The 21,294-nt window shown below is 68.9% G+C and carries 19 protein-coding genes and 3 pseudogenes; 10 read left to right on the forward strand and 12 right to left on the reverse strand.

Going from position 1 to position 21,294, the window contains the following annotated elements:
* The 3 genes from BBH68_RS31005 to BBH68_RS31015 form a co-directional block, all read right to left on the reverse strand.
* Positions 1-188, reverse strand: a 188-nt coding sequence (locus tag BBH68_RS31005) for a VOC family protein (RefSeq protein WP_483855359.1), incomplete at its 3' end; no start/stop codon positions are given.
* A complete protein-coding gene (locus BBH68_RS31010; RefSeq protein WP_065967061.1) occupies positions 185-757 on the reverse strand; it encodes a DUF6817 domain-containing protein in 573 nt (190 codons plus the stop codon). The genes BBH68_RS31005 and BBH68_RS31010, both read right to left, overlap by 4 nt.
* The gene (locus BBH68_RS31015; RefSeq protein ID WP_065967062.1) at positions 757-1,647 is read right to left on the reverse strand and encodes a ketopantoate reductase family protein; all 891 of its coding nucleotides are present in this window, start codon (positions 1,645-1,647) and stop codon (positions 757-759) included. The genes BBH68_RS31010 and BBH68_RS31015 overlap by 1 nt, the downstream gene beginning before the upstream one ends.
* Positions 1,648-1,876: 229 nt before the next feature.
* On the opposite strand from BBH68_RS31015, the gene BBH68_RS31020 reads away from it, so the two are divergent.
* Positions 1,877-2,776 carry a LysR family transcriptional regulator gene (locus BBH68_RS31020; RefSeq protein WP_065967063.1) on the forward strand — a complete coding sequence of 300 codons (900 nt, stop codon included), beginning with the start codon at positions 1,877-1,879 and terminating at the stop codon, positions 2,774-2,776.
* Between the two features lie 231 nt (positions 2,777-3,007).
* On the opposite strand, the gene BBH68_RS31025 is transcribed toward BBH68_RS31020, so the two are convergent.
* A complete protein-coding gene (locus tag BBH68_RS31025; RefSeq protein ID WP_211301912.1) occupies positions 3,008-3,655 on the reverse strand; it encodes an alpha/beta fold hydrolase in 648 nt (215 codons plus the stop codon).
* A 739-nt stretch (positions 3,656-4,394) separates the two neighbouring features.
* On the opposite strand from BBH68_RS31025, the gene BBH68_RS31030 reads away from it, so the two are divergent.
* Together BBH68_RS31030 and BBH68_RS31035 are read left to right on the forward strand one after the other, a co-directional pair.
* Positions 4,395-4,583: a hypothetical protein gene (locus BBH68_RS31030; protein WP_245738392.1), complete on the forward strand. Its 189-nt coding sequence runs from the start codon at positions 4,395-4,397 to the stop codon at positions 4,581-4,583.
* A 59-nt stretch (positions 4,584-4,642) separates the two neighbouring features.
* Positions 4,643-5,248, forward strand: a complete 606-nt coding sequence (locus BBH68_RS31035) for a TnsA-like heteromeric transposase endonuclease subunit (protein ID WP_281182502.1) — start codon at positions 4,643-4,645, stop codon at positions 5,246-5,248.
* Positions 5,249-5,549: 301 nt separating this feature from the next.
* On the opposite strand, the gene BBH68_RS41625 is transcribed toward BBH68_RS31035, so the two are convergent.
* From BBH68_RS41625 to BBH68_RS31045, 4 genes and pseudogenes are all read right to left on the reverse strand, one after another.
* Positions 5,550-5,876, reverse strand: coding sequence for a hypothetical protein (locus tag BBH68_RS41625; protein WP_141713094.1), 327 nt, complete (start codon positions 5,874-5,876; stop codon positions 5,550-5,552).
* 344 nt (positions 5,877-6,220) lie between these two features.
* Positions 6,221-6,680 (reverse strand): annotated as a pseudogene (locus BBH68_RS43515) (site-specific integrase); the annotation flags it as partial.
* A gap of 215 nt (positions 6,681-6,895) precedes the next feature.
* Positions 6,896-7,723, reverse strand: a complete 828-nt coding sequence (locus BBH68_RS31040; RefSeq protein WP_065967065.1) for a helix-turn-helix domain-containing protein — start codon at positions 7,721-7,723, stop codon at positions 6,896-6,898.
* Positions 7,720-8,580: a helix-turn-helix domain-containing protein gene (locus tag BBH68_RS31045; RefSeq protein WP_065967066.1), complete on the reverse strand. Its 861-nt coding sequence runs from the start codon at positions 8,578-8,580 to the stop codon at positions 7,720-7,722. The genes BBH68_RS31040 and BBH68_RS31045 overlap by 4 nt, the downstream gene beginning before the upstream one ends.
* 348 nt (positions 8,581-8,928) lie before the next feature.
* Here BBH68_RS31045 and BBH68_RS31050 point away from each other — a divergent pair, with 348 nt between their 5' ends.
* Complete coding sequence (locus BBH68_RS31050; RefSeq protein ID WP_065967067.1) at positions 8,929-9,375, forward strand: PLL family lectin; 447 nt, start codon at positions 8,929-8,931, stop codon at positions 9,373-9,375.
* A 217-nt stretch (positions 9,376-9,592) separates the two neighbouring features.
* Here the strand turns inward: BBH68_RS31050 and BBH68_RS31055 are convergent, their stop codons facing one another.
* The gene (locus tag BBH68_RS31055) at positions 9,593-9,898 is read right to left on the reverse strand and encodes a DUF6247 family protein (RefSeq protein WP_065967070.1); all 306 of its coding nucleotides are present in this window, start codon (positions 9,896-9,898) and stop codon (positions 9,593-9,595) included.
* A gap of 77 nt (positions 9,899-9,975) precedes the next feature.
* Entirely contained in the window at positions 9,976-10,110 is a 135-nt protein-coding gene (locus BBH68_RS44125; RefSeq protein ID WP_281182503.1) for a hypothetical protein, read from the reverse strand.
* 899 nt (positions 10,111-11,009) lie between these two features.
* Here BBH68_RS44125 and BBH68_RS31060 point away from each other — a divergent pair.
* The 5 genes and pseudogenes from BBH68_RS31060 to BBH68_RS31075 all read left to right on the forward strand — a co-directional run.
* A pseudogene (locus BBH68_RS31060) lies at positions 11,010-11,998 on the forward strand (IS110 family RNA-guided transposase); the annotation flags it as partial.
* 685 nt (positions 11,999-12,683) lie between these two features.
* Entirely contained in the window at positions 12,684-14,192 is a 1,509-nt protein-coding gene (gene ltrA / locus BBH68_RS31065) for a group II intron reverse transcriptase/maturase (RefSeq protein WP_245738393.1), read from the forward strand.
* Between the two features lie 244 nt (positions 14,193-14,436).
* A pseudogene (locus BBH68_RS31070) lies at positions 14,437-15,640 on the forward strand (IS110 family RNA-guided transposase).
* Between the two features lie 294 nt (positions 15,641-15,934).
* Positions 15,935-16,090 carry a hypothetical protein gene (locus BBH68_RS42270; protein ID WP_158080358.1) on the forward strand — a complete coding sequence of 52 codons (156 nt, stop codon included), beginning with the start codon at positions 15,935-15,937 and terminating at the stop codon, positions 16,088-16,090.
* Positions 16,087-17,778 (forward strand): ABC transporter ATP-binding protein, encoded by a 1,692-nt coding sequence (locus tag BBH68_RS31075; protein ID WP_141713096.1) that lies wholly within the window; start codon positions 16,087-16,089, stop codon positions 17,776-17,778. The genes BBH68_RS42270 and BBH68_RS31075 overlap by 4 nt, the downstream gene beginning before the upstream one ends.
* An 829-nt stretch (positions 17,779-18,607) precedes the next feature.
* On the opposite strand, the gene BBH68_RS44595 is transcribed toward BBH68_RS31075, so the two are convergent.
* Positions 18,608-19,309, reverse strand: coding sequence for a DUF6461 domain-containing protein (locus BBH68_RS44595; RefSeq protein WP_425428867.1), 702 nt, complete (start codon positions 19,307-19,309; stop codon positions 18,608-18,610).
* Between the two features lie 396 nt (positions 19,310-19,705).
* On the reverse strand, positions 19,706-20,245 hold the full coding sequence (locus tag BBH68_RS31080) for a hypothetical protein (RefSeq protein WP_065967068.1): 540 nt from the start codon (positions 20,243-20,245) through the stop codon (positions 19,706-19,708).
* Positions 20,246-20,366: 121 nt separating this feature from the next.
* On the opposite strand from BBH68_RS31080, the gene BBH68_RS31085 reads away from it, so the two are divergent.
* The gene (locus BBH68_RS31085) at positions 20,367-20,816 is read left to right on the forward strand and encodes a MarR family winged helix-turn-helix transcriptional regulator (protein WP_158080357.1); all 450 of its coding nucleotides are present in this window, start codon (positions 20,367-20,369) and stop codon (positions 20,814-20,816) included.
* Positions 20,817-21,294: the final 478 nt, after the last annotated feature.

Genomic DNA, 21,294 nt, shown 5'->3' on the forward strand with positions numbered 1-21,294 from the left:
GGTCGGGCGGCGTGGGGAAGGAGTTCGCGGCCTGTCAGGTGGAGGTTGATCTTGCTGCTGCCGAAGTCCAGCGCGCGGCGCCCCTCCCCGCAGGTGACGGGCCGCATACCGAGGACCCGCTGGTTGAAGGCAGTGGTCCGCTCGACGACGGTGACGGTCGGCACCAGGTGGTCCAGGCCGCGGATCACGATCCCCGGGGGGCGTACCGGGCCAGCTGCTCGGTGCAGGCGTTCCACGCTGGCGCGGACAGCAGCTCGCGTGAGCGGGCGAACAGGCGGTACAGAGCCGGGCCGTGGCGTTCGGCCAGCCCGACGTTATGGGCCAGCACGTCGAGCTCGTTGGCGGCCGTGATCTCCACGATGGCGCGTACGTCCGCCGCGGCCGGAGTGTGTTCCCGGCCCGTGAAGCGGTCATGGAAGCCCACCGGAAGCCCGTTGCCCAGGCGAGGATAGACGGCTGCCCGGTCGCAGCTCGCGTACAGGTACACCAGGGCCTCCGCGCGATCGCCGATCAGTTCGGCGAGCACCCAGCGCTCGGTGATGCCCAGGAGCGACCCGTCGAATCCGTCCGTTCCGTAGGCAGCGTGGCACAGCCCCGCGAGCTGGACGTCAGGGTCGGCGCCCCAGGCGGAGAGTAGGCGGGTGACACGGTGCAGGTGGTCCAGGAGCGTTCCGCCCGGATGGGCCGTCCGGGCGGCGCCGCGGTCGGACAGGAACTTCTCGGCCCGCGGCCATCGCGCCGGGGCGGGCCGCCCCATCAGGCCACCCGTTTTGCGGACTGTGCCAGCTCGGCGACCAGTCGGGCGGTGGCCGGGATGGCTATGCCGTGGGCGGCTCCGGCGCGTAGGACGGCTCCGCCGATGGCGTCGAGTTCCAGCGGACGGCCGGCCTCGGCGTCGCGCTGCATCGAGGACCTCATCGTCCCGGGGACGCGTTCGAAGAAGGAGAGCAGCCCCTCGGCGGTCACGGGCGCGCCGGCGGCGCGGGCTACGGCCGCGATCTCGTCGAGGACGGTGAGCAGCTCGAGCCGGTGCCGATCACGGACGGCGCCGATGTCGGCCTGGTGGTGGGTGGTCAGCAGGGCGAACGGGGCGAGGAAGGCCAGCTTGTCCCAGAGCATCGCGCTCTCGTCCTCGCGTACGGTCACGCCTAGACCAGCCTGTCGCAGCAACGCCGCGAAGTCATCAACGGGGGCGGCTAGTTCGAGGTCGGCGAACGGGCTGGTGTGGGCGATGCGGCCGGGCGCCGTGCGGGTGGCCTCGACCCGGATGGTGCCCGCGACGACCCGGGCAGAGGGGAAGCGCTCGCGGAGCACGGCGAGATGGTCGAGGCCGTTGAGCAGCGGGACCACGACCGCCGTGCCGAGCACCTCGGCCGGGATGCGGTCGAGCGCCTCGGCGAGCGCGGTCTGCTTGACCGTCACAAAGACAGCGTCTACCGGCTCGCGCAACTCGGTGTCGGACTCCACCACCGCGATGAACTCCCCGTACCGATTGCTGTCGACGCGCAGCCCGTCCCGGCGCAGCACGGCGACGGTCTGTTCCCCCGCCAGGCAGACGACGCGGTGGCCGGCACGGGCGAGCAGCGCACCGACCAGGCCGCCGACGCCGCCTGGGCCGAGAACCGCCACGGTCGTGGTTGTGCTCATGTGTGCTCCTGTCCGGGAAATCAATGAGTCGAGAGGTGGGGCGGCCGGGGCCGGGAAGCCAGTCGGGCCCGTGGCGGGTCGGCACCCGCCCGCATCCAGGACCGCGTCCGGACCGCGGAAGAGACAGCGGGCGGGTTGCCGCCCTGGGCCCGGAACGATGATCAAACCTCGCGATACCCAAGTCAATCCACGGATTGGCTGGGCAACACCCAAGCAGTAGCTTGGGTCCGTGACACTTGACGATCTCCGTGTCTTTGCCGCGGCCTGCCGAACCGGTTCGCTCAGCGGTGCCGCCCGTGAACTGGGCTGTACGCAGTCGGCCGTCAGCCAGCACGTGAAGCGACTCGAGCGCGAACTGGGACTCAGCCTGCTCGAACGCCACCCGCGCGGGATTGCGCCGACCTCGGCGGGGCGGCTGCTGCACACGGCGGTGACCGAGGGCCTGGGGCGCATCGACCAGGCAGTGCGCCGGATCGAGGAACTCGGCCGCGCGGAGGGCGGATCGGTACGGGTCACCACCGGTGCCACAACCGTCCGGCACTTCATGGCCGCCGCCGTGGTCGACTTCCGCCGGCGCTTCCCGCGAGCCAGTCTCGAATTCCAGACCAAGACCTCCAGCCGCGGCTGCTTCGACGCGCTCGCCGTCGGCGCGGTGGACCTCGCCTGGATCACCCTGCGGCCGGCGGGCAGCGCCGTGGAGCAGCGCCCCGTCGTCCACCTGCCCTGGTCACTCGCAGTTGCGGCCGGCGACCCGCTCGCCGCCAAGTCCTTCATCGACCCCGCTGACCTGCAGGATGCCCGGCTCATCGGCCTGCCCGAGAACTCGACCGCGCGTATCCAGCTCGGCTCACGGCTCGCCGAATCGGGCATCCGGCCGATCTTCGACACCAGCGTCACCGACTGGGACACCGCGATCCTGCTGGCCGAGCTCGGGCTCGGCCACGCGGTCGTCCCGACCCTGCCCGAGTGGACCGGCCCCGGCCACCCCGGCCTGCGGCTGATCCCGATCCCCGCCCTCCCCGCGCTCACCGCGGGCTGGGCCGTCCGCCACTGGGACGCCCTCTCCCCACTGGCCCGCGCCTTCGCCGACACCGTCGCCCACCACTGCGCCCGCCAGGCCGGAAAGTGAAGCCTCAACCGGCAGATCAACCTTCCATGCACTCACAGCGTCGCCGGTGACAACAATCCTGCCTATGTGACAACTATCGTGCCTCGGCTCACGGCCGGGTGTGACTGAGCAGTTCAATTGGCGAGTTGCGCGTTGGCCGGGCACCTGTCGTTGACGGACTCGACCAGCACCGCGGCCTCGCCTGCGATGACGTCACCCTCCTTCGCGGGGTACCGGAAACTAGTGGCGTGCTCACCGCCAGGCAGCGGTGGTGGCGATGACGGCTTGGGCCAAGACCACGGGCTGATCGCGGGCAATGAGGTGCCCGGCGCCACGAATGGGCCGAACTGTGGTGTGAGGAGCCAGGTGCAGCAACTGGTCGATGTCCTCGTCGGTGAGCGACGAGCCGTTGTCGCCATGGACGAGCAGGAAGGGCAGGTCGAGTTCCGCGGTGACCTGCCGTAGCCGTGGGACCTGGGCGAGGACGTCCTCGACGAGCTCGGTGTGGGCGCCGAGCGGGCCGACGGAAGCGAGGAAGCGGCGAACCCTGGAAGGTTCGAGGCAGGGTACGACGTCGACCAGCACCAGCCCCGCCACCCTGGCTCGCACTGCCGGATCCGCGAGAGCGGCGATCGCGGCGAGCCCGCCGAGTGAGGCACCGACTACCACGCTTGCCGGTGGCTCGGTGTGCACCATCGCGGCGACGTCGTCCGCGCACGCGGACAGTGTCCGAGCACTGCCCGCGCTGTCGCCGTGACCTCGCTGGTCGAAGGCCACACACCGGTACCCGACATCGACGAGGACCTCGCTGACCGGTCCCCACACCTGACGGCGTTCGCCACCGGCGTGAAGGAGCAGGAAGGTCAGTCCGGCACCGACCTCCTCCCCGCGCAGGATCACATCGGGGCGAGTGATCCGCCGTACTCGTGGGGCAGTAGGGCCGATCATGAAACTGACACCTTCCCTCCTCCCGCCACGGGTCCTTGGCCAGGCCGCCAGGGCCGGCCAGTGCCCCAACGGAACGCGACACTGCGTACTGCCCGCAGGACACGTTGGGAACGGTACCGCCATGTGCAGGTGTTCACCCAAGGCGGCGCGAGCACACGCCCATCCGGCGCGGCGGCAGATGCCAGCAGCCCCAGCAAGATGCCAACCCGGCACATCGCAACCTGTCAACGCGCGCAAACTCAACTCGCCAACTCAACCGCTCATCCGCCAAGTGAAGCGCTCAGTCACACCTGAGCCGAAGATCAGGAGTTGTCACCAGCGGGACCGGCTGAGCTGGCGAATGGGGACGGTCGAGGCAGCCTGGTTGTCACCAGCGAGGCATCCGACTTGTCACAGACGCTCATTCAGCAGTCTTTCCGTCACCAGAAACGAAGATCGGGAGCATGAGGTTCTCCACGGCGCTTCGATGAGCTCATGGCCGCTACACACGCTGGGTCGGGAAGGGTAGTCGAAGCCGCTGACACCGGGTCCGTCTGGTCGCATCAGTGCAGCTGGGAGGACCTTTTCGTGCCGACGGACGTCAACGCGGGCAGGTCCGGCCTGGATCTGGGCGACGGCTGGACGAGACACCGGCCAGCTGCTCGCCGTGCGCTGGTGTGCGCCCGAGAGCGCTGCCGCTCAAGCACCGGGCGTGCTGGCCCAGATAGTCGCGACCGCGCCCCCCGCCCATGAACTGCACGACACGGAGCGTCTCGCGGCCTTCCACCTGACCCTTCCCCAGCACCTGAGCCTTATCGCGCTCACCACCACGTCCGTGATCGGCCCCTGGTCGCAGCGCCCGGGCAGGCCCCGCGCAACCACCCACCCGAGCCACTCCTAGCCCGCCCGCGTCTCCCGCGCGGCATCACCCGACCAAGCCCAACCGCAACCGGAGGACCAGTGCCCTCGACCATTCCCCAGACCGCCGTCATCACCCCCACCCGGCTGCTTCCCGAGCGACTGCCGTACTTGACCGCGCTCCAGCAGCGCCCGAGGAGGGGCCGTAGCAAGAACAAGGTCCCGACAGCGTCAATTCGGTCCAGCGACGAGTCGGAGCCGTGGCGCAGGGTTCGTTCGGTACACGGGATGGCGCACTACTCGGGCGACTACGCGTCGGCGACGACGGGCGGCCAGGTCGTCTACGAGAGTCGCCTGGAGTTGGCCCGCCTGCTGCTCGCCGACTTCGATCCGGCGGTGTGCGGCATCTACGCCCAGCCCTTACGCATGGTGGCGCGAATCGAGGGCAAGGTACGCAGCCATGTTCCGGACTTCCTTCTGGTGATGTGCTCGGGCACGGTGCGCGTCGTCAACGTCAAGCCGGCCTCGCGCCTGCAGGACCCCAAGATCGCGCAGGCGCTGGCCTGGCCGGGGCATCTGATCGAGCGGCACGGCTGGGAGTACGAGATCTGGTCGGGTGCCGAGCCGATCCTGCTGGAGAACATCAGGTTCCTCGCCGCCTATCGGCACCCCGGCGTCGTACCCGCCGCCGATGTCGAACGGGCCTGACAGGAGGTCATCGACGGCGAGGAGATGGCGCTCGCCGAGCGGCGCCTGGCCGGGGACCGGAAGCCCGAATGACCCGACAGCGGAGCCTCCAGTGCTGTGAACGGCTTGTCTTGGCGGACCAGCCAGTTCTACCGGGGCTCCGCTTCTCGTGTCCGGCGTTCTTCCAGATCAGACCTCACTTGCGGCCACACCCAGACCCGTAACTTCATGGCCTTGGCGTTTAGGGTCGTGTTCGACACCACGTCCAAGCAGGTTGACACTGGCTTTGTTCCCGAGTCGTGAAGTCAGCTGTACATACGTGTCAGCAGACCGCAGTTCGGTCGTAACGCCCGCCGACGGTGTGGAAGTACTTGCTGTGCTTGTTTGGGATGGACTGGCAGGAGGTGTCCCGCCAGCTGTGGACGATGATCCTGACGCGCATCGTCGTGCCACAGTCGTTGTACACATAGCCTGATATGCCGCCGTCGGGGTTGTTGGTGACATCACTCCGATCGATGCACGCGGGTGCCGTTCCGCCGGCGGCGGCGACGGGCGCAGAAGCAGCCTGTGCCGGAGCCGTAGCGCCCAGGGCGCCTGCCAGCACAAGAACGGCTGAGCTGATGATGGCCTTGCTCTTCGTCGTCAGCATTGTTGTTGTCCTCCCTTAGTGGTGGAGGCAGCGCGGGCTGCCTCCTAGCTGCACATCGAGATTGCGCGCCAGCCAACGTCAGTTGCCAGGGATTGCGTCCAAACGAGTGATTCGTGGGACGTTCCACCGGCTGACCTGCCGGGACAGCTCGGCGTGTGACGCACGTGTGGGACATGCCGGCCCGCCGGACTGGGCAGTGTTCATCTTGAAGTTGCTGGTCGCGGGTTCTGGGGGGCGTACGCGCGTGAGTACACGCCGGATGACCCGTTCTTCGGGCCCTGGATGGAGGCCGGTCCGCACAAGCTGACGATCGTGCGGGAAGGCATGGTCGTCCACGGCTGACCTCAGCGCCTGCTGTTACCTGGCGCGAGCAGGCCGTTGACCTCAGCGATCGCCTCCGCCGACGGGTGGAGTAGCGCTGTACGTTCTCCGGCTTCTTGTGCCGTGACTTCGCCATGAGCATGGGCAGGCTGGCCCCGGCCTCGCCGAGGTGGGTGAGTCCGGAGTGCCGGTATTCACGCAGGTCCCGCCCCGTGCCCGCCACCCCGCCGACGGCTGTGTGCGCGTCCAGCAGGGCGCGGGCCAGGGCGCGGGCCTGCCCGTACGACAGCCGGACCAGCCCGGTGTCCGGGCAGACGTCGCGCGGGCTCACGACCTTCCCGGACCCCGGGCGGCGGTGGGTGACGAACACCGGGCCGCGCTACGGAGCCTGATCAGCCGGGGCAGCAGATGAGCGGTGTCCGCGTCCCAGTACACGGTCTCCAGCACGAAGTCCTCGCGCTGGGCACCCCGGCGCCGGGTACGCGGCTGCCTCCGGTACGTCACACTGGAGGGAGGCGGCCGACGCCGTCGCTCACCCCTCCCTCACCGCCTTCAAGTTGCGGGAGATCACCGGTGTACTCGCCCCCCGACCCGAACACCGAACACTGCATGCGCGCCCACCACGCGCATGCCGTCTCGATGCCCTTGGCCGTCCGTGGGCGGATCGGTAGTCCAGAATCGGCTGAAACGTCTCACTCTCAGGAGTCGAAGCACTCCTCGCCCGTGCCGCCCGCCGGTACGAAGCAGAGCCGCAGGCCGGTGCGGTCCCGAGCCCCGACCATGGGCGTGAAGCGGTAGACCCCGGTATCCGCCGTGTCTCTGACGACGATGCCACGCGGCCGGGTGCCGGGAGCCGAGATTTCGATCGTGTCCCCGATCCTCGCGTGCCAGATTCGGCCCCACGCGGCGGCGCACACCTCGCTGTACCGGATCTCCACACCCGCGCCGGTTCCGGTGCGGTGCTGCGGCCCGAGCGAGTCCACCCGGCCGGGCAGTCCGCAGAGCATGGCGTCGGGATCCTTCCCGTCACACGCTTTCCCCTGACACCCGGGGGCCGGGTCCGGCGCGGGGGACGCCGGGTTCGTCGGCTGTTCAGTGCTGGGGCGGCTCCACCCCCAGACCGGCGCTGTCACCGCGGCGGCGACCAATGCGGCCGCCCCCACACCCACCCTGAAGAGCCGCCGACGCCGCGCCCGCCCGTCGGCGCCCGTGGTGCCTCCAGCCCCCGCCGGTGCCGGGGCGGGCAGGGGCGGGACAGCGGGGCGGGTCTGTCGGGCACGTCCGCTCCACTCGGCGTCTGCCAGTTCCCACAGCGCCAGCAGCCGCCCCGGGGACTCCCCCGCGATCGCGCACAGCGCCTCGACCGCCTGCCGGGGCACCGGCTTCTTCCCGTTGACGTAGCGCTCCCACGAGGACTTGCTGTACGCGGTGCGCTCGGCCAGCGCCGCCAGGCTCAGGCCCGTACGGGCCCTCATCTCGCGGAGACTCTCGGCCAGTGCCACGCACTCCGGTGCGGAACCGGTCATCGGCGCAGCACCCGCCAGGTGTGCGGACCGACGATGCCGTCCGCCGGCAGCCCGGCCTTCTTCTGCAGCCGCGCGACGGCCGCGATGGTCTGCTGCCCGTACACCCCGTCAACGTTACCGGGATTCAACCGGTGATGACGCAGGAGGCACTGGGCCTCCACCACTTCCCAGCCCGGCCCGGCCAGGACAGCGGTGCGTGTCGTGCTGTATCCCGCGCCCAGTCCCCCACCCGCGCCGGTCCTGCGGACCTTGCAGGGGTAGGACTCGCCCAACTTGAAGACGTACCGGCCCGACCCGTTCAGGGCGGCGGCGTCGCTGTCCGGCCGGGGGTCTGCCGTGTCCACCGCCTTCCTGGTCCCGTCGCCCCCGCCGCCGTCATCGCCCCAGGGCGCGGCGATCAGCATCCCGGCGGCCAGTCCCGCGAGCGCGGCGGCCACAACGGCAACGAGGACAACGAACCTGCGCACACCCGGCGGCTGCGCAACCGCGGGCAGCTCCTCCGACGCCGCAGAACGCTCGGCAGCAGCCTCGCCCCGTACTCCCAGCCCGCCTCCGTCCTTCGCACCGGCCGACGAGGACGGCGCGGTCGGCTGCTGCCAGGCTTCCTCGGCCACCTCGTGCAGCACCAGCAGCCGGACCGGATCCGCCCCCGCGACCCGTGCCAGCTCCTCCACCGCGTGCCGTGGCGGCAGCGCCTTGCCATTGAGATAGCGCTCCCACGACGAGCGGCTGTATCCGGTCTTGGACGCGAGCGAGACCAGGCTCAGCCCGCTGCGGTCCTTTAACCTCCGTAACTGCGCCACGAGTTGCCGGACCCTCTGGTCCAGCGAATCCGGCAATTCCTGCCAACGCGACATGCTCCACCCCGTACGCGTCAAGGATCCCCAAGGCTTTCGCCCTCTTGTTTCTCCGGTAGATACACCTTGCACACACGCCGCGAGCCCGGCAGAGGGGCCATGGCCATGTCTTTCGGCCAACCCCTACTGGGACGGGCATCCCAGCCATGCCGCGTTCTGCCGGACGTCCCAGCAGGTCAACGCGCTGGATGTCCCACGGTGTCCCAACGGGACGGACTTCGCTGGTCCAGCTCCGGAATGGCCAGCAATCTCGGTGGTGCGAGCCCAGACGGTGCGGTCCACCCCGCACCGTCCTCGCATCCTTCAACCGCACCCGACCGAACCACTCACACAGAAACGGAAAGACCGATGCGCGTCATCACACAAGCTGCTCTCGGCATGACGGTGGCCCTGGCAGGCCTGACGGGCGCTGCCCTGCCGGCCAACGCGGCCACCTCGACCGCGGCACACCAGGAGGTCGCCCTCTCCGCGGCGAGTTGCAAGAAGCCCATCAAGGTCTGGGGCTACCAGGGCTATTACAAATGCGGCACTGATGTCAGCCGCGTCGACTGGAACCGCGACGGCCGCACCGACGAGGTCTTCGTGATCGCGCCGGACCGGACGATCTGGCACGTCTGGAAGAGCGCTGGCGGCTGGAAGGAGATGCCGGGCAACGGCCGTGCCGACAACATGATGGGCCCGAACGGCACCGGCGATCCGCGCCGTTGCATCATCGTCTACGTCAACCAGGGCTACCACTACTGGCAGAACTGCTTCTACAACGACAAGTGGCACAACTGGACGACGACCGGCTGAGCTGAGCCATCGAGTCGGCAGTCGAGCACCGGGCGGTCGACCATCGCCGAGAATGGGGGCGGAGCCCGGATCCACAGGGAGGCCCGGGGCTCCGGGCTCCGCCCCCATGCGACAGCCTAAATTGCGCGTGAGAGCGAGTTCGGGGTCCATTCGGTGGCCTGGCAGGCAGCGAGGTAGTCGGCCGACGGCGACAGCCGAACCGTATACAGCTGTCCTGTTACCGGCGCCTGCTCCGGATCTCCTCCAGGTCCACGAACCCGGTCTCGTCGCGGCTGGAGTCGAGAAATGCCTCGACCGCCGGGGCGGAGGCGAGGCGGGCCTGCCAGACCTGGACTACCTCGTACAGCCCAGCGAGAGAGAACGCCCGGCGGGACTCCTCCAGCGCCGTCGCCCACTCCTGCTCGAAGGCCGGCACCCACGGTGCGGCGCGCTGATCGGCGCGCAGCTGGTCGAGGAGTTCGGCCGGAGCTCCCGGTGCGGGCGCGTACGGCGTGAGAGGTGCGTGGTCGGGCTGCGCGCTCAGCGGCTGGTCCTCCCGGCGGGTCGTCACCTCGCGGTACGCGCGCCGGGTACCCATGGATGCGGGCATGGACGGATCCCCTACCGGGTCAGGGCGCGGGCGACGGCCTGGGCGTGCTGGCGCGGCGGGACGTTCTGCTCCTCCCAGGTGGCGGCGACGTAGTTGAGGAGTTCGGCCGTCGCGCGTTCCGAGTCGCTCGGGTCGCTGGTGAGCATCCGGTCGGCGGTGTAGGCGACGTCGGCGGCCAGGGAGGCCGGCTCCTTCCTGTAGCCGGGGCGAGGGGCGCCGGTCAGCTTCAGGGTGTACTCGTTGCCGGTGCGGGTGAGCGCGGTGATGTGTCGCGGCTGTCCGGGCCGAACCCTGGGAGGCAGTCGCCGTACCAGGAGCTCTTGAGTGCTCCGCCGTGTCCGAAGACTTCCAACAGCCGCAGCTCCAGCTTCATCACGAACGACCCGGCCCCTTCGCTCCACCCCCATTACAGAGGCTTCGTCACTACTACGAGCAGGTCCGCCAGCAGGTCCCGCGTCGGTACTCGACCCCTCGCGGTGTCCGCCGCTTGGAGCACTCCCTCTCCCCCGCGCCGTGGCGGGGTGTGTCGCGACCTGCCTTCTCCTGTTCCATGCGAAAGCAGCAGACTGGACTCGCGTCGCCTACATGCCGGACACCACCTGGCCAATAAACGGGCACCCGCCAGGCTCATCCCGGGATAGTGGTCACATCCCGGTTTCGATGTCGTCTTCATCTTTTTCGACACGTCAGCAGCGATTCACTTGCGTTCGCCTTTCCAGTCCCCACCTGACGCCTCATACGGCGCCTTTTCCTCATCGCTCACCACGACGGTCTTCAGCCAACCCAGCATGAGGCGGTTTGGAGCCTCCCCCATTACCTTCTTCGTGGCCCCGCAATGGGGCTCCCGGCCTCTGGAGCTGGCATGACTGGTCCCCCCTGTCGAACGCATGGCCCGGGGGGTGGTGTCACCGGCTCCGGAGGCATCGACAGACTGCTGATTAGGGGCATGACCACCAGCTTCTCCGGAGGCAGGGAGGCTCTTCGTAATGTGGATGTGGCGATCGGTGCCGCTGGACGGCCGGGCGAGTACGACCGGAGACTGCACGTGATCGACATCAGCGACATCGGCGTCTTCCTCGGCCTGGACGTCGGCAAGGGCGAACACCACGCCACCGCTGTCACCCCGACCGGGAAGAAAACCTTCGACAAGCGGCTACCCAACAACGAGCCCAAACTCCGCGAGCTCTTCGCGAAGCTGCAGGCCAAGCACGGCACCGTGCTCGTAGTCGTCGACCAGCCGGCTTCTATCGGCGCCCTGCCCATCGCGGTGGCCCGCGACATGCGCTGCCAGGTCGCCTATCTGCCCAGTCTCACGATGCGGCGGATCGCCGACCTCTACCCCGGCGAGGCCAAGACCGACGCCCGTGACGCCTTCGTCATCGCCGACGCCGCCCGGTCGCTGCCGCACACGCTCCACTCCATCGAGCTGGACGATGAGACCGTCGCCGAGCTGGAGATGATCGTCGGCTTCGACGAGACCTGGCCGGCAAGGTCACCCGCATCAGCAACCGGCTGCGCGGCCTGCTCACCCAGATCCACCCGCACCTCGAACGTGTCCTGGGCCCGCGCATCCAGCACCCGGCCGTCCTCAGACTGCTGGACCAGTTCGGCTCGCCAGCCCTGATCCGCAAGGCCGGACGGCGCCGGCTGATCAGCCTGATACGCCCGAAGGCTCCGCGGATGGCCGAGCGGCTGGTCGAGGACATCTTCACCGCACTCGACGAACAGACCGTCGTCGTCCCCGGCACGGACGCCGCCGCCCTGATCGTCCCCAGCCTCGCCAGCTCGCTCCAAGCCGTCCTGGACCAGCGCAAACTCCTCGCCACGAGAATCCAGGAACTGCTGGAGGCCCACCCTCTTTCCAAGGTCCTGACGTCCATGCCCGGCATCGGCGTCAGGACCGGAGCCAGAATCCTCATCGACATCGGCGACGGCAGCAGCTTTCCCTCCGCCGCCCACCTCGCCGCCTACGCCGGACTCGCTCCGGCGACCCGCAGCTCGGGCTCGTCGATCCGCGGCGAACAGCCCCCCCGTTATGTTTTCCGCGGTCCTGCAAGAGGACCGCTGGCCTCCGGGCCCGGCATGACTGTTCCCCCCTGTCGAACGGATGACCTGGGGGGTGGTGTCAGTGCGCCATGAAGCGTTGTGAACTCGTGCGGAGGTGAGAGACCGTCGCCGCCGTCCTGTCGCAGCAGGGCGGTGAAGCTGGGGGCAGCCTGATCCGGGAGATGCCGGTGAGGGTGAGAGCGGCCCCGACAAAGCCGGGACGGGCCAGAACTGCCAGATGGTTCGGGTCCGGCAAGCGTGATGAAGAGGAGTACGAGAGGAACCAGCGTCTACGTCTCTCAACCCCCCGCCGGCTCAAACCTGTGCAGATATGGGCCGGATGCGGTGCGTCCTCGAACCGGGTGACCGGGGCGGGGAACTCCTGGATGGGCTTTGACATGCCCGTCGGGAGGCCACGGTGAAGTGCTGCGGGGTAGCCGTGGCGAGGCCGCAGGGACAGAGCTGGGCTCCTACTTCGTCGAGCGAGTTGCAGTGAACACGGGAACCGTTCTGGCTCTCGCCCTCTGCCAGGGATCCGTCCTGGTGGAAGGGCTGGGTTCATCGTCGGCCGATCGGGCCGGAACGGGGCGGAGCCGCCGCAGTACTCCGAGCGCGCGAAAGGCGCGTACATGGGGAAGGGCGGCAGCGGTATCGAGAAGGGAAGGAGGCTGCAATGCCGAAAGACGCACCGTTGAACGACGGTGCCGCGCTTGTCGAGGACTCGGAAGAGTCCGATGGGCGGGTATCGGGGATGCAGGCCAAGCTTCACCGTCGGGCGGCGGCCGATCCTGGCCGCAGGTTCGACGACCTGTTCAATTTCGTTCACGATCCGATGACGCTGCGATATGCGTTCAATCGGGTCGCAGGCAACAAGGGGGCCCGAACTGCGGGCATGGACGGCGTCACTGTCGCCCATGTCGAAGAGCAGATCGGAGTTTTCCGTTTTCTGGACGACCTGCGGACCAGCCTGAAGGATGGTTCGTTTCGGCCCCAGCCGGTGCGGGAACGAAAGATCCCCAAGCCGGGTGGTTCGGGGAAGGTTCGCGCCCTCGGGATTCCGACGGTGGCAGACCGGGTTGTCCAGGCGGCGCTGAAGTTGGTGCTGGAACCGATTTTCGAGGCCGACTTCGAGCCGGTCTCCTACGGATTCCGGCCCGAACGGCGAGCCCACGACGCGATCGCCGAGATTCAACTGTTCGGCACCAAAGGCTACCGCTGGGTGTTGGATGCTGACATTGAAGCGGCCTTCGACACCGTTTCGCATTCCGCTCTCCTTGAGCGAGTGCGCAAGCGGGTCAAGGACAAGCGGGTCGTGGCACTGGTGAAGGCGTTCCTCAAGTCCGGGGTTCTTACCGAACTCGGAGACCGGAGGGCTACCGACACCGGGACGCCGCAGGGCGGTGTTCTGTCTCCATTGCTTTTCAACATAGCCATGTCGGCGCTTGATGAGCGCCTGCAAGGGCCGTGGAAGGACGGCGGGGCCATGGGAACCGCTAGCCGACGCGTGCGACGCCGCGCAAAGGGCCTGCCGAACTGGAAGGTCTGCCGTTACGCGGACGACTTTGTGGTGCTCGTGCACGGCTCCCGCGACGACGTCGAGAAGTTGCAGCACGAAATCACTGAAGTGCTCGAACCGCTCGGGCTGCGGCTTTCACCGGCCAAGACCCGAATCGTGCACATGAGTGAAGCGTTCGACTTCCTTGGGTTCCGCATCCAGTGGAAACACAAGCGAGGAACGGACAAGTGGTACGTCTACACGTTCATCGCGGACCGGCCAATCCGGTCGCTGAAGGACAGGATTCGTGCCCTGACGAGCAGGAAGTCGCAGCAGAATCCCAGGGAGGTGCTGGTCAGAATCAACCTGATCATGCGCGGTTGGGCCAACTACTTCCGGCATGCGGTCTGCAAACACACCCTGAGTAACCTGGCGAATTTTGTCTGGTGGCGGATGGTGAAATGGATGCAAACCCTGCATCGCTGGAAGCGGAAGGACGTTCGCCGGTGGCTCAAGGCTCCAGACGGGAGCTGGAAGCCGATCTCTGCGGACGGAGTCGAGTTGTTTCGATATGGCGGCGGTGCCGGTTACCCGCTACCGCTACCGGGGCAACAGGATTCCCAATCCCTGGACCTCCGCATAACCACGCACGACGGCAGAGACCGTGGAGAGCCCGTTGCGTCGTAAGGCGCACGGCGGGTTCGGCGAGCGGCCTGGGGAAACGGACCGGGAGCAATCCCGGCACCGCGTCCCAGGCCGACTCAACCCGGGCCCGGGAGGCGCCGTTGGAGACGCTGATGAGAGGTCCGACTACCGCCTGGCCTGGCGCAATGCATGGCCGCTTGCGGGCGGCAGGTCTGCATAACGTGGATGCGCGCATACGGCGCCGAAGCCCCGGCCAGCACCGCACGAACCCGTTCGGGAGGATAGGTTGGACGACATCGACGACGTGGGCGTCTTCCTCGGTCTGGACGTCGGCAAGACGGCCCACCACGGGCACGGCCTCACCCAGGCCGGCAAGAAGGTCTTCGACAAGCAGTTGCCCAACAGCGAGCCGAAGCTGCGGGCCGTCTTCGACAAGCTGGCCGCGAAGTTCGGCACCGTGCTGGTGATCGTGGACCAACCCGCCTCGATCGGAGCCCTGCCCCTGACGGTCGCCCGGGATGCCGGCTGCAAGGTCGCCTACCTGCCCGGTCTGTCCATGCGGCGGATCGCCGATCTCTACCCGGGCGAGGCGAAGACCGACGCGAAGGACGCCGCGGTGATCGCGGACGCCGCCCGGACCATGCCGCACACCCTGCGCTCGTTGGAACTGACCGACGAGATCACCGCCGAACTGACCGTGCTGGTGGGCTTCGATCAGGACCTGGCGGCCGAGGCGACCCGCACCTCGAACCGGATACGCGGCCTGCTCACCCAGTTCCACCCCAGCCTGGAGCGCGTCCTGGGCCCGCGCCTGGACCACCCCGCGGTGACCTGGCTGCTGGAACGCTACGGATCCCCAGCCGCCCTGCGGAAAGCCGGACGCCGCAAGCTGGTCGAGGTGATCCGGCCCAAGGCTCCGCGCATGTCCCAGCGGCTGATCGACGAGGTGTTCGATGCGCTCGACGAGCAGACCGTCGTGGTCCCGGGCACCGGCACCCTGGACCTGGTGATCCCCTCCCTGGCCCGTTCGCTCGCGGCCGTCCACGAACAACGACGAGCCCTGGAAGCGCAGATCGGACAGCTGCTGGAGGCTCACCCTCTTTCCGCGGTCCTGACCTCGATTTGCGGGGGTCGCGGTCAGGACCGCCGCCACCTTGCTGGTCACCGTCGGCGACGGAACCAGCTTCCCCACCGCCGCCCACCTCGCCTCCTACGCCGGCCTTGCCCCGGCGACCAAGTCGTCCGGGACCTCGATTCACGGGGAACACGCACCCAGAGGCGGCAACCGGCAGCTGAAACGAGCGATGTTCCTGTCCGCGTTCGCTGCCCTGCACGATCCCGCTTCCCGCACCTACTACGACCGATGCCGGGCCCGCGGAAAAACCCACACCCAGGCACTTCTCCGCCTGGCCCGACAACGCATCAACGTGCTGTTCGCAATGCTCCGCGACGGCACCTTCCACGAACCCCAACCCGCCCCCACGGGTTGACGAGCCCACGCCTGGGTCCAGGCCCACGGTGAGGTGATCGGGCAGGGTCCCGCCGAGCGAGTCTGGCCGTACCAGCCTGCCCTGCGCATCTGAGGGCGGGAGAGCCGGACAGCATCAGAACGTATATTCGCCACCCTCCGCCACCGCAACGGGCCGTGACACCCGAAAGAGTGAATCGTTGCCGCGGGTGTGACGACTTCTCCACCTGCCAACTCCGCACCCGCCCAGACCGCCAAGCACCACACCCGCCGAGGGCGCCTGGCGCTCCAGCCGGCAGTGATTCCGCAGTACAGCGTGAGCGCCGAACGCCACGACGACGCGCTCGACGCCTCCTGGTGGACCATCGCCCGCCGCCTGCCGCGCCTGTCCGCTCTCGCCCTCCGGCTGGCCTGGGCCGCAGCCCCCCCGTCCTCCTCACGGGCGCGCTCCAGCTCCTCACCGGCGCCGTGACCGCTGTGGGCCTGTACGCCACCACCAGTGCCCTGGCCCCGTTGTTCACCGCCGGCCCGACGGCCGACCGGCTGCACCAGGCAGTGCCCTCGCTGATCGTCGTCGCGGCCGCCGCCTGCGTCCGGTCCCTGGTCGCCGCGCTGACCGTCGCCACCACCGCACGCATCGGCCCGCGCGTGGACGGCATCGCCGAGAAGCGCTACCTGGAAGCCGCCACCCGCGCACCGCTTGCCGCCTACGACGACCCCGCCTGGTGCGACCAGTCCGAGGCCGCCAGCCGCGCCGCCAAAGACGCCCACCTGATGACCGAGGCCCTGACCGCCGTCACCGCCGCTCTGCTCGGGCTGCTCGCGGCCGCCGGCGTCCTGGCCCACCTCCACCCCGTACTCCTGCCTCTTCTCCTGCTGGCAGTCATCCCCCGGGGCTGGGCTGCCGTACGCGCCGCCCGCGCCGCCTACCTCGCCGACCGTCACACCCTCGCCGACCGCCGCCTGCGGCACTCCCTGATGTACCACACCGCCGGCCGGGAATCCGCCGTGGACGTCCGCGCGTGCACCATGCGCACCTGGCTGCTGGAGCGGTTCGCCGATGTCGCCGGCCGGCTCGAAGACGCCGCCGCCGCGGTCGGGCGTGCCACCGCCCGCTACCAGCTCCTCGGCGACGCCATCGCCGGCACCGCCACCGGCGGCATGTACGCCGCCCTGTTGTCGCTGACCACCGGCGGCCACATCGCCCCGGCCGCCGCCGGCACCGCCTTCGTCACTGTCCAGACCAGCCAGCGCCTGCTCGCCAGCCTGGTCCAAAGCGCCAACACCACCTACAAGACCGGCCTGTACCTCGGCGACTGGGACGACTTCCTCACCGACACCGCCGCCCGCACCCACCTCCCGGCCCAGCCCGAACCTGTACCCGCCAACCCCAAGGTCATCGAGGCCCGCAACATCACCTTCCACTACCCCGGCAGCGAACTGCCCGCCCTCCGCAACGTCAGCGTCCGCGTCAACCGGGGCGAGGTGCTGGCCATCGTCGGCGCCAACGGCTCCGGCAAATCCACCCTCGCCAAACTCCTCGCCGGCCTCTACACCCCCACCACCGACACCATCACCTGGGACAACACCGACCTGACCCGCACCGATCCCGAACCCATCTGGCAAAACCTCGCGATGCTGCCCCAGGACTTCCGCCGCTGGCCCGTCACCGCCCGCGAGAACATCACCCTCGGCCAAGGCCCCGGCGACGACCCCACCATCACCACGGCCGCCGCCGCAGCCGGAGCCGACCACGTCCTCGCCGCCCTCCCCGACGGCCTCGACACCAACCTCGCCCCCTCCTGGTGGGGCGGCCGCGACCTCTCCGGCGGCCAATGGCAGCGCATCGCCGCAGCACGCGCCTTCTACCGCAACGCCCCCGCCCTGATCTGCGACGAACCCACCTCAGCCCTCGACCCCCTGGCGGAAGAAGCCGTCTACGAACGCATCCGCACCCTCAGCAGCAGCGGCCGCACCGTCATCCTCATCACCCACCGCCTCGGCTCCACCCGCACCGCCGACCGCATCATCGTCCTCGACGGCGGCGAGATCGTCGAAGAAGGAACCCACGAAACCCTCCTCACCCAAGGCGGCGGGAGCGGCGCGTACGCGGCAATGTGGCGCACTCAGGCCAACACCTACGCCAGCACCTCTGCATGATCGGGACATATTCACCGCGATGTCGTCCAGGTGAGTCATGGCGTAGCCGCGTTCGTGGGGATGGTGGGCGAGACGGGCCCACACCCAGGCGGTCCGGGCGTCCATCCCATGGCCGAAGTCGGGGGCTCGAGGGTCGGCGTCCTAGCTTCCCGGGCCGCACGCTCTTGTCGGGCCCGGCGCAGGACGGCGGTCTCGGTGGCCGTGGCCTGGCGGCGGCGTTGTGCACGGGTCGTGTCGATCGGGGTCGGCGCGTCGTCCGGAACGACGTCCGGCTGGGGGAACGCGGGCGGATCAGCTCGCGCATCGCGACGGTCTGCCGCTTTACTCCGCGATTCCCGAGTCGCGGGCATGCTCCGGCCGGCTCGCCTGGAAAGCGGCCAACGCACGGTAGTAGCCCGGCGAGGCGGTCTCACGCCTGCGGACCGAGGCTTCGGCGCTGCCCGTACCCGCCGCCGTTGGCGGCGTGGTCTTTCCGGCCTCGATTGTCTCAGGGAAGACACGGTGGCCGATACCCCCAGCCGCCACCCCACCTTGCCGCACGCGGCCTGATCACCGAGCGGAGCCCAGGCCCTGGCGCCCGCCATCGCCCGGCAGCGTCTCGACTTCCCCCTGCACGGTCCAGGTCCTGAGCACGTGGCGAAGACCGCCGACTTCCTCGATCAGGCGGATGACACGGCCAGGGAAATGGTCCCGTAGAGCCCGACCCACGCCCGGTATGCACGCAGGGCGGTAGCGCCAGAGGCCCAATCTCCGGTGACGGCCGGGCCTTCTCTGGGGGTAACCGTGTGGCGCGAGGCGAGTAGGGACCACCTTGCGCGGGCCTGCTTCTCTACTCCTCGTCTTTGGCACCGTGGGTGTGTCGGGTGCTGGAGACGTTGACGGCTTGCCCTATGGCGGGTGGCCGGGGTGGCCCAGGTCGGACTGGGACGCCCCGCACGCCTTCTGGAGGCCGAGGTGCTTGAAGGCGCGTTTGAGGGTCAGGGGTCCGGTCGCTGTCCACGAGCCGTAGGGTGAGCAGCGGGCCGTCGAGGGTGTCCGTGTCAAGTACGGCCCCAGAGTGGTGCGCTGTCGCTTCCAGCACCGGGACCAAGCCGGGGTACTCCTCGCCCGATGCGTCGAGCCGCTCCTGTACTGCATCCCACCACGGGTGCGGAGGACGCGGTTTGGTGCCAGCAGCGCCCGGCTCGAACCGCTCGGCGCACTGTCCTTCCCGCCAGTACGTGAAGCCGTTCATGCCGTCCCCGCCCCGCAGCACACTCAAGGTTTCCGTGCCGCGGGACAGTGCGGACAAGGGGCCGGGCATGCACCCCATGACCCCGTAGTCCTCGAAGCAGACGACCAGTCGCCCACCTGACCTGCCCGCAGTACCGACCCCTCCGGCAGATCGCCGTCGGCCAGGTGGGTGGCCTGCTGTCGCGTGAGAAGCCGGGCGGTGTGGGCGTCGGCCCCGTAGCGGGCGAGCACTTCTTCGGGTGTGATGCCGCGGGTGATGGTCACGCACCACATAACGGCGCGCGGATCCCCGGCCCATGCCCACGGCCCGGTCATGGAGTCTTTCACTGGTGTCCCTTCAGGTTCTGCCGGACGGGGCCCCGAGCATCATCCTCGGGGCCCCACGTTGTGCTGTGTCCTCTGTCAGTCGACGACGGAGAGGTTGTACTTTTCGGCGTCGAGGATGCGCGCGCTCTTCACGAGCGCACCGTACTTGCCGCCGGCAGACGCTGTGACCTGGGCCTTCTCTTGGTGTCTCACACCATGTCATCCGCTGGCTGTCGCAACTCCGTTTCGTTTCCTCGCGGTTCTCGTCTTGGTGCGGGTCTGAGCGAGGTGGAGGGGCTTGCTGGGTATCGCGCTATGAGAGCGGTCGTCGAGTCGTGGGTGGACACCCGATCCCGGTGGAGGAGCACCCGCAGACCGGCCGGGGTGCTCAGCGGGCGAAGCGTCGAGCGATGCCCAGCGCTCCGAAGTCGACGGTGGCGCCTGCGAGTCGGGCGCGGATGAGGACGCCGGCGGTTCGGACGGTGATCATGGCCAAGACCATGAGGACGAAGGCGGTGCCGTAGGTGGCGGCCGGAACCTGGTGCTGGATCGAGAACGCCGCGAGGGCGTGGGTGAACCAGTGGGTCGAGCCGTAGGCGAAGCCCAGGCGCATGGCCATCGCGGCCGTCCACAGTGCGGCGTAGGGCCAGCCTGCGACGGTGACCAGGCGGGAGTCGGCCGGGTCGCGGCGGACCTGGATCAGGGCGAGCGAGGCCAGGCCGAACAGCAGGCCGAGTGCGAGCCCGGCCGCCTCGATCAGGTGGGCCGTGCTTCCGGAGGGAATCTCCTTGAGGTACTTGAAACCGACGCCCGCGACGATTCCCACGGGCAGTAGCAGCCGCCTGGCGTCCGGACGCCGTGTGCCGAGCTGGGTGGCGAGTATCGCGATGAACACGCCGGTGCAGAGCAGGTAGTCGCTGAGGCTCACGGTGTCTCTCCAGTGGTACGGCTCGCCGTTTACATCTCGGATGATGCATCTCTAGAGATTGATCTGTCAAGATGTATATGTTGGAGATGCATCAAAGGAGATGTAACTTGAGGGGATGGAGATGAGCGACCTGTATCAGCTCGGCCGACGCCTAGCCGAGATCGCCCTCGAAGACATGGGCGCCGACGCACCCCATCTGGCCCCCGGCGAGTTCCTGGTCCTCCAAGACCTCTTCCTGAACGGCCGCAGCGCCGTAGGCGACATCGCCAAGCGCACCGGCCTGGCCCAAAGCCGCGTCTCCACCAGCGTGCGGGCCCTGGCCGGCCGCAACTGGGTCACCACCGCAGCCGACCCCTCCGACGGACGCAAAACCCTGGTCGACGTCACCGAGCCCATCCGCGCCGCCGGCCAACAGCGCCGCGCCGGACGCGCCGACAAGGCCCTGACCAATGCGCTGGCCAGGGCGGACGACACAGAGCGAGCCGCCCTCATCGCCGCACTCGAACGCCTCCACCAACTCCTCGTCGCCGGCCGCACACAGCGCCGGTTCCCGGACACGGTCACACCCTGAACCGCCCGGTATCCCCCCACGAGCTGGAAGCGTTCCAGGAACCAGCTTCTGCCCCTTGAACCAGCCGAATATCCGCCACGGCGCTGCCGACTGCAGCAAGTCGACAGCTGTCGCCACCCACTCACGGCCCTCGACGACCTCACCATCGCGACGACGAATGCTGACCCTGGCAGCAGGACCGTCCACGGTGTACACCCCCAGCCCGAGCGACGAGCGGGGCGGCCATCGTGATTCTCGAGCGCCGGGAGTTTGCGGGTCTGCTGCTCGTCCGCGTTCCCGTGGTGAGGAACTCCAGGCCGGCCGCGGCTCGGTCTCTCCCGGTCGCGAGCGGTGGGTTTGCAGGACGTGAGTGAGACGTTTCCGGAACGTCAGTGGCCCCGGGAAAAGTGGTGTTCACACCGCGGGAGCCGCCAAAGAGGAATCCCGCACGGAACGCAGGGGGATCCTGATCATGCGTACTTCCCGGATTCGCACCGCC

The sequence above is a fragment of the Streptomyces sparsogenes genome, from assembly GCF_001704635.1.
Taxonomy (GTDB): domain Bacteria; phylum Actinomycetota; class Actinomycetes; order Streptomycetales; family Streptomycetaceae; genus Streptomyces; species Streptomyces sparsogenes.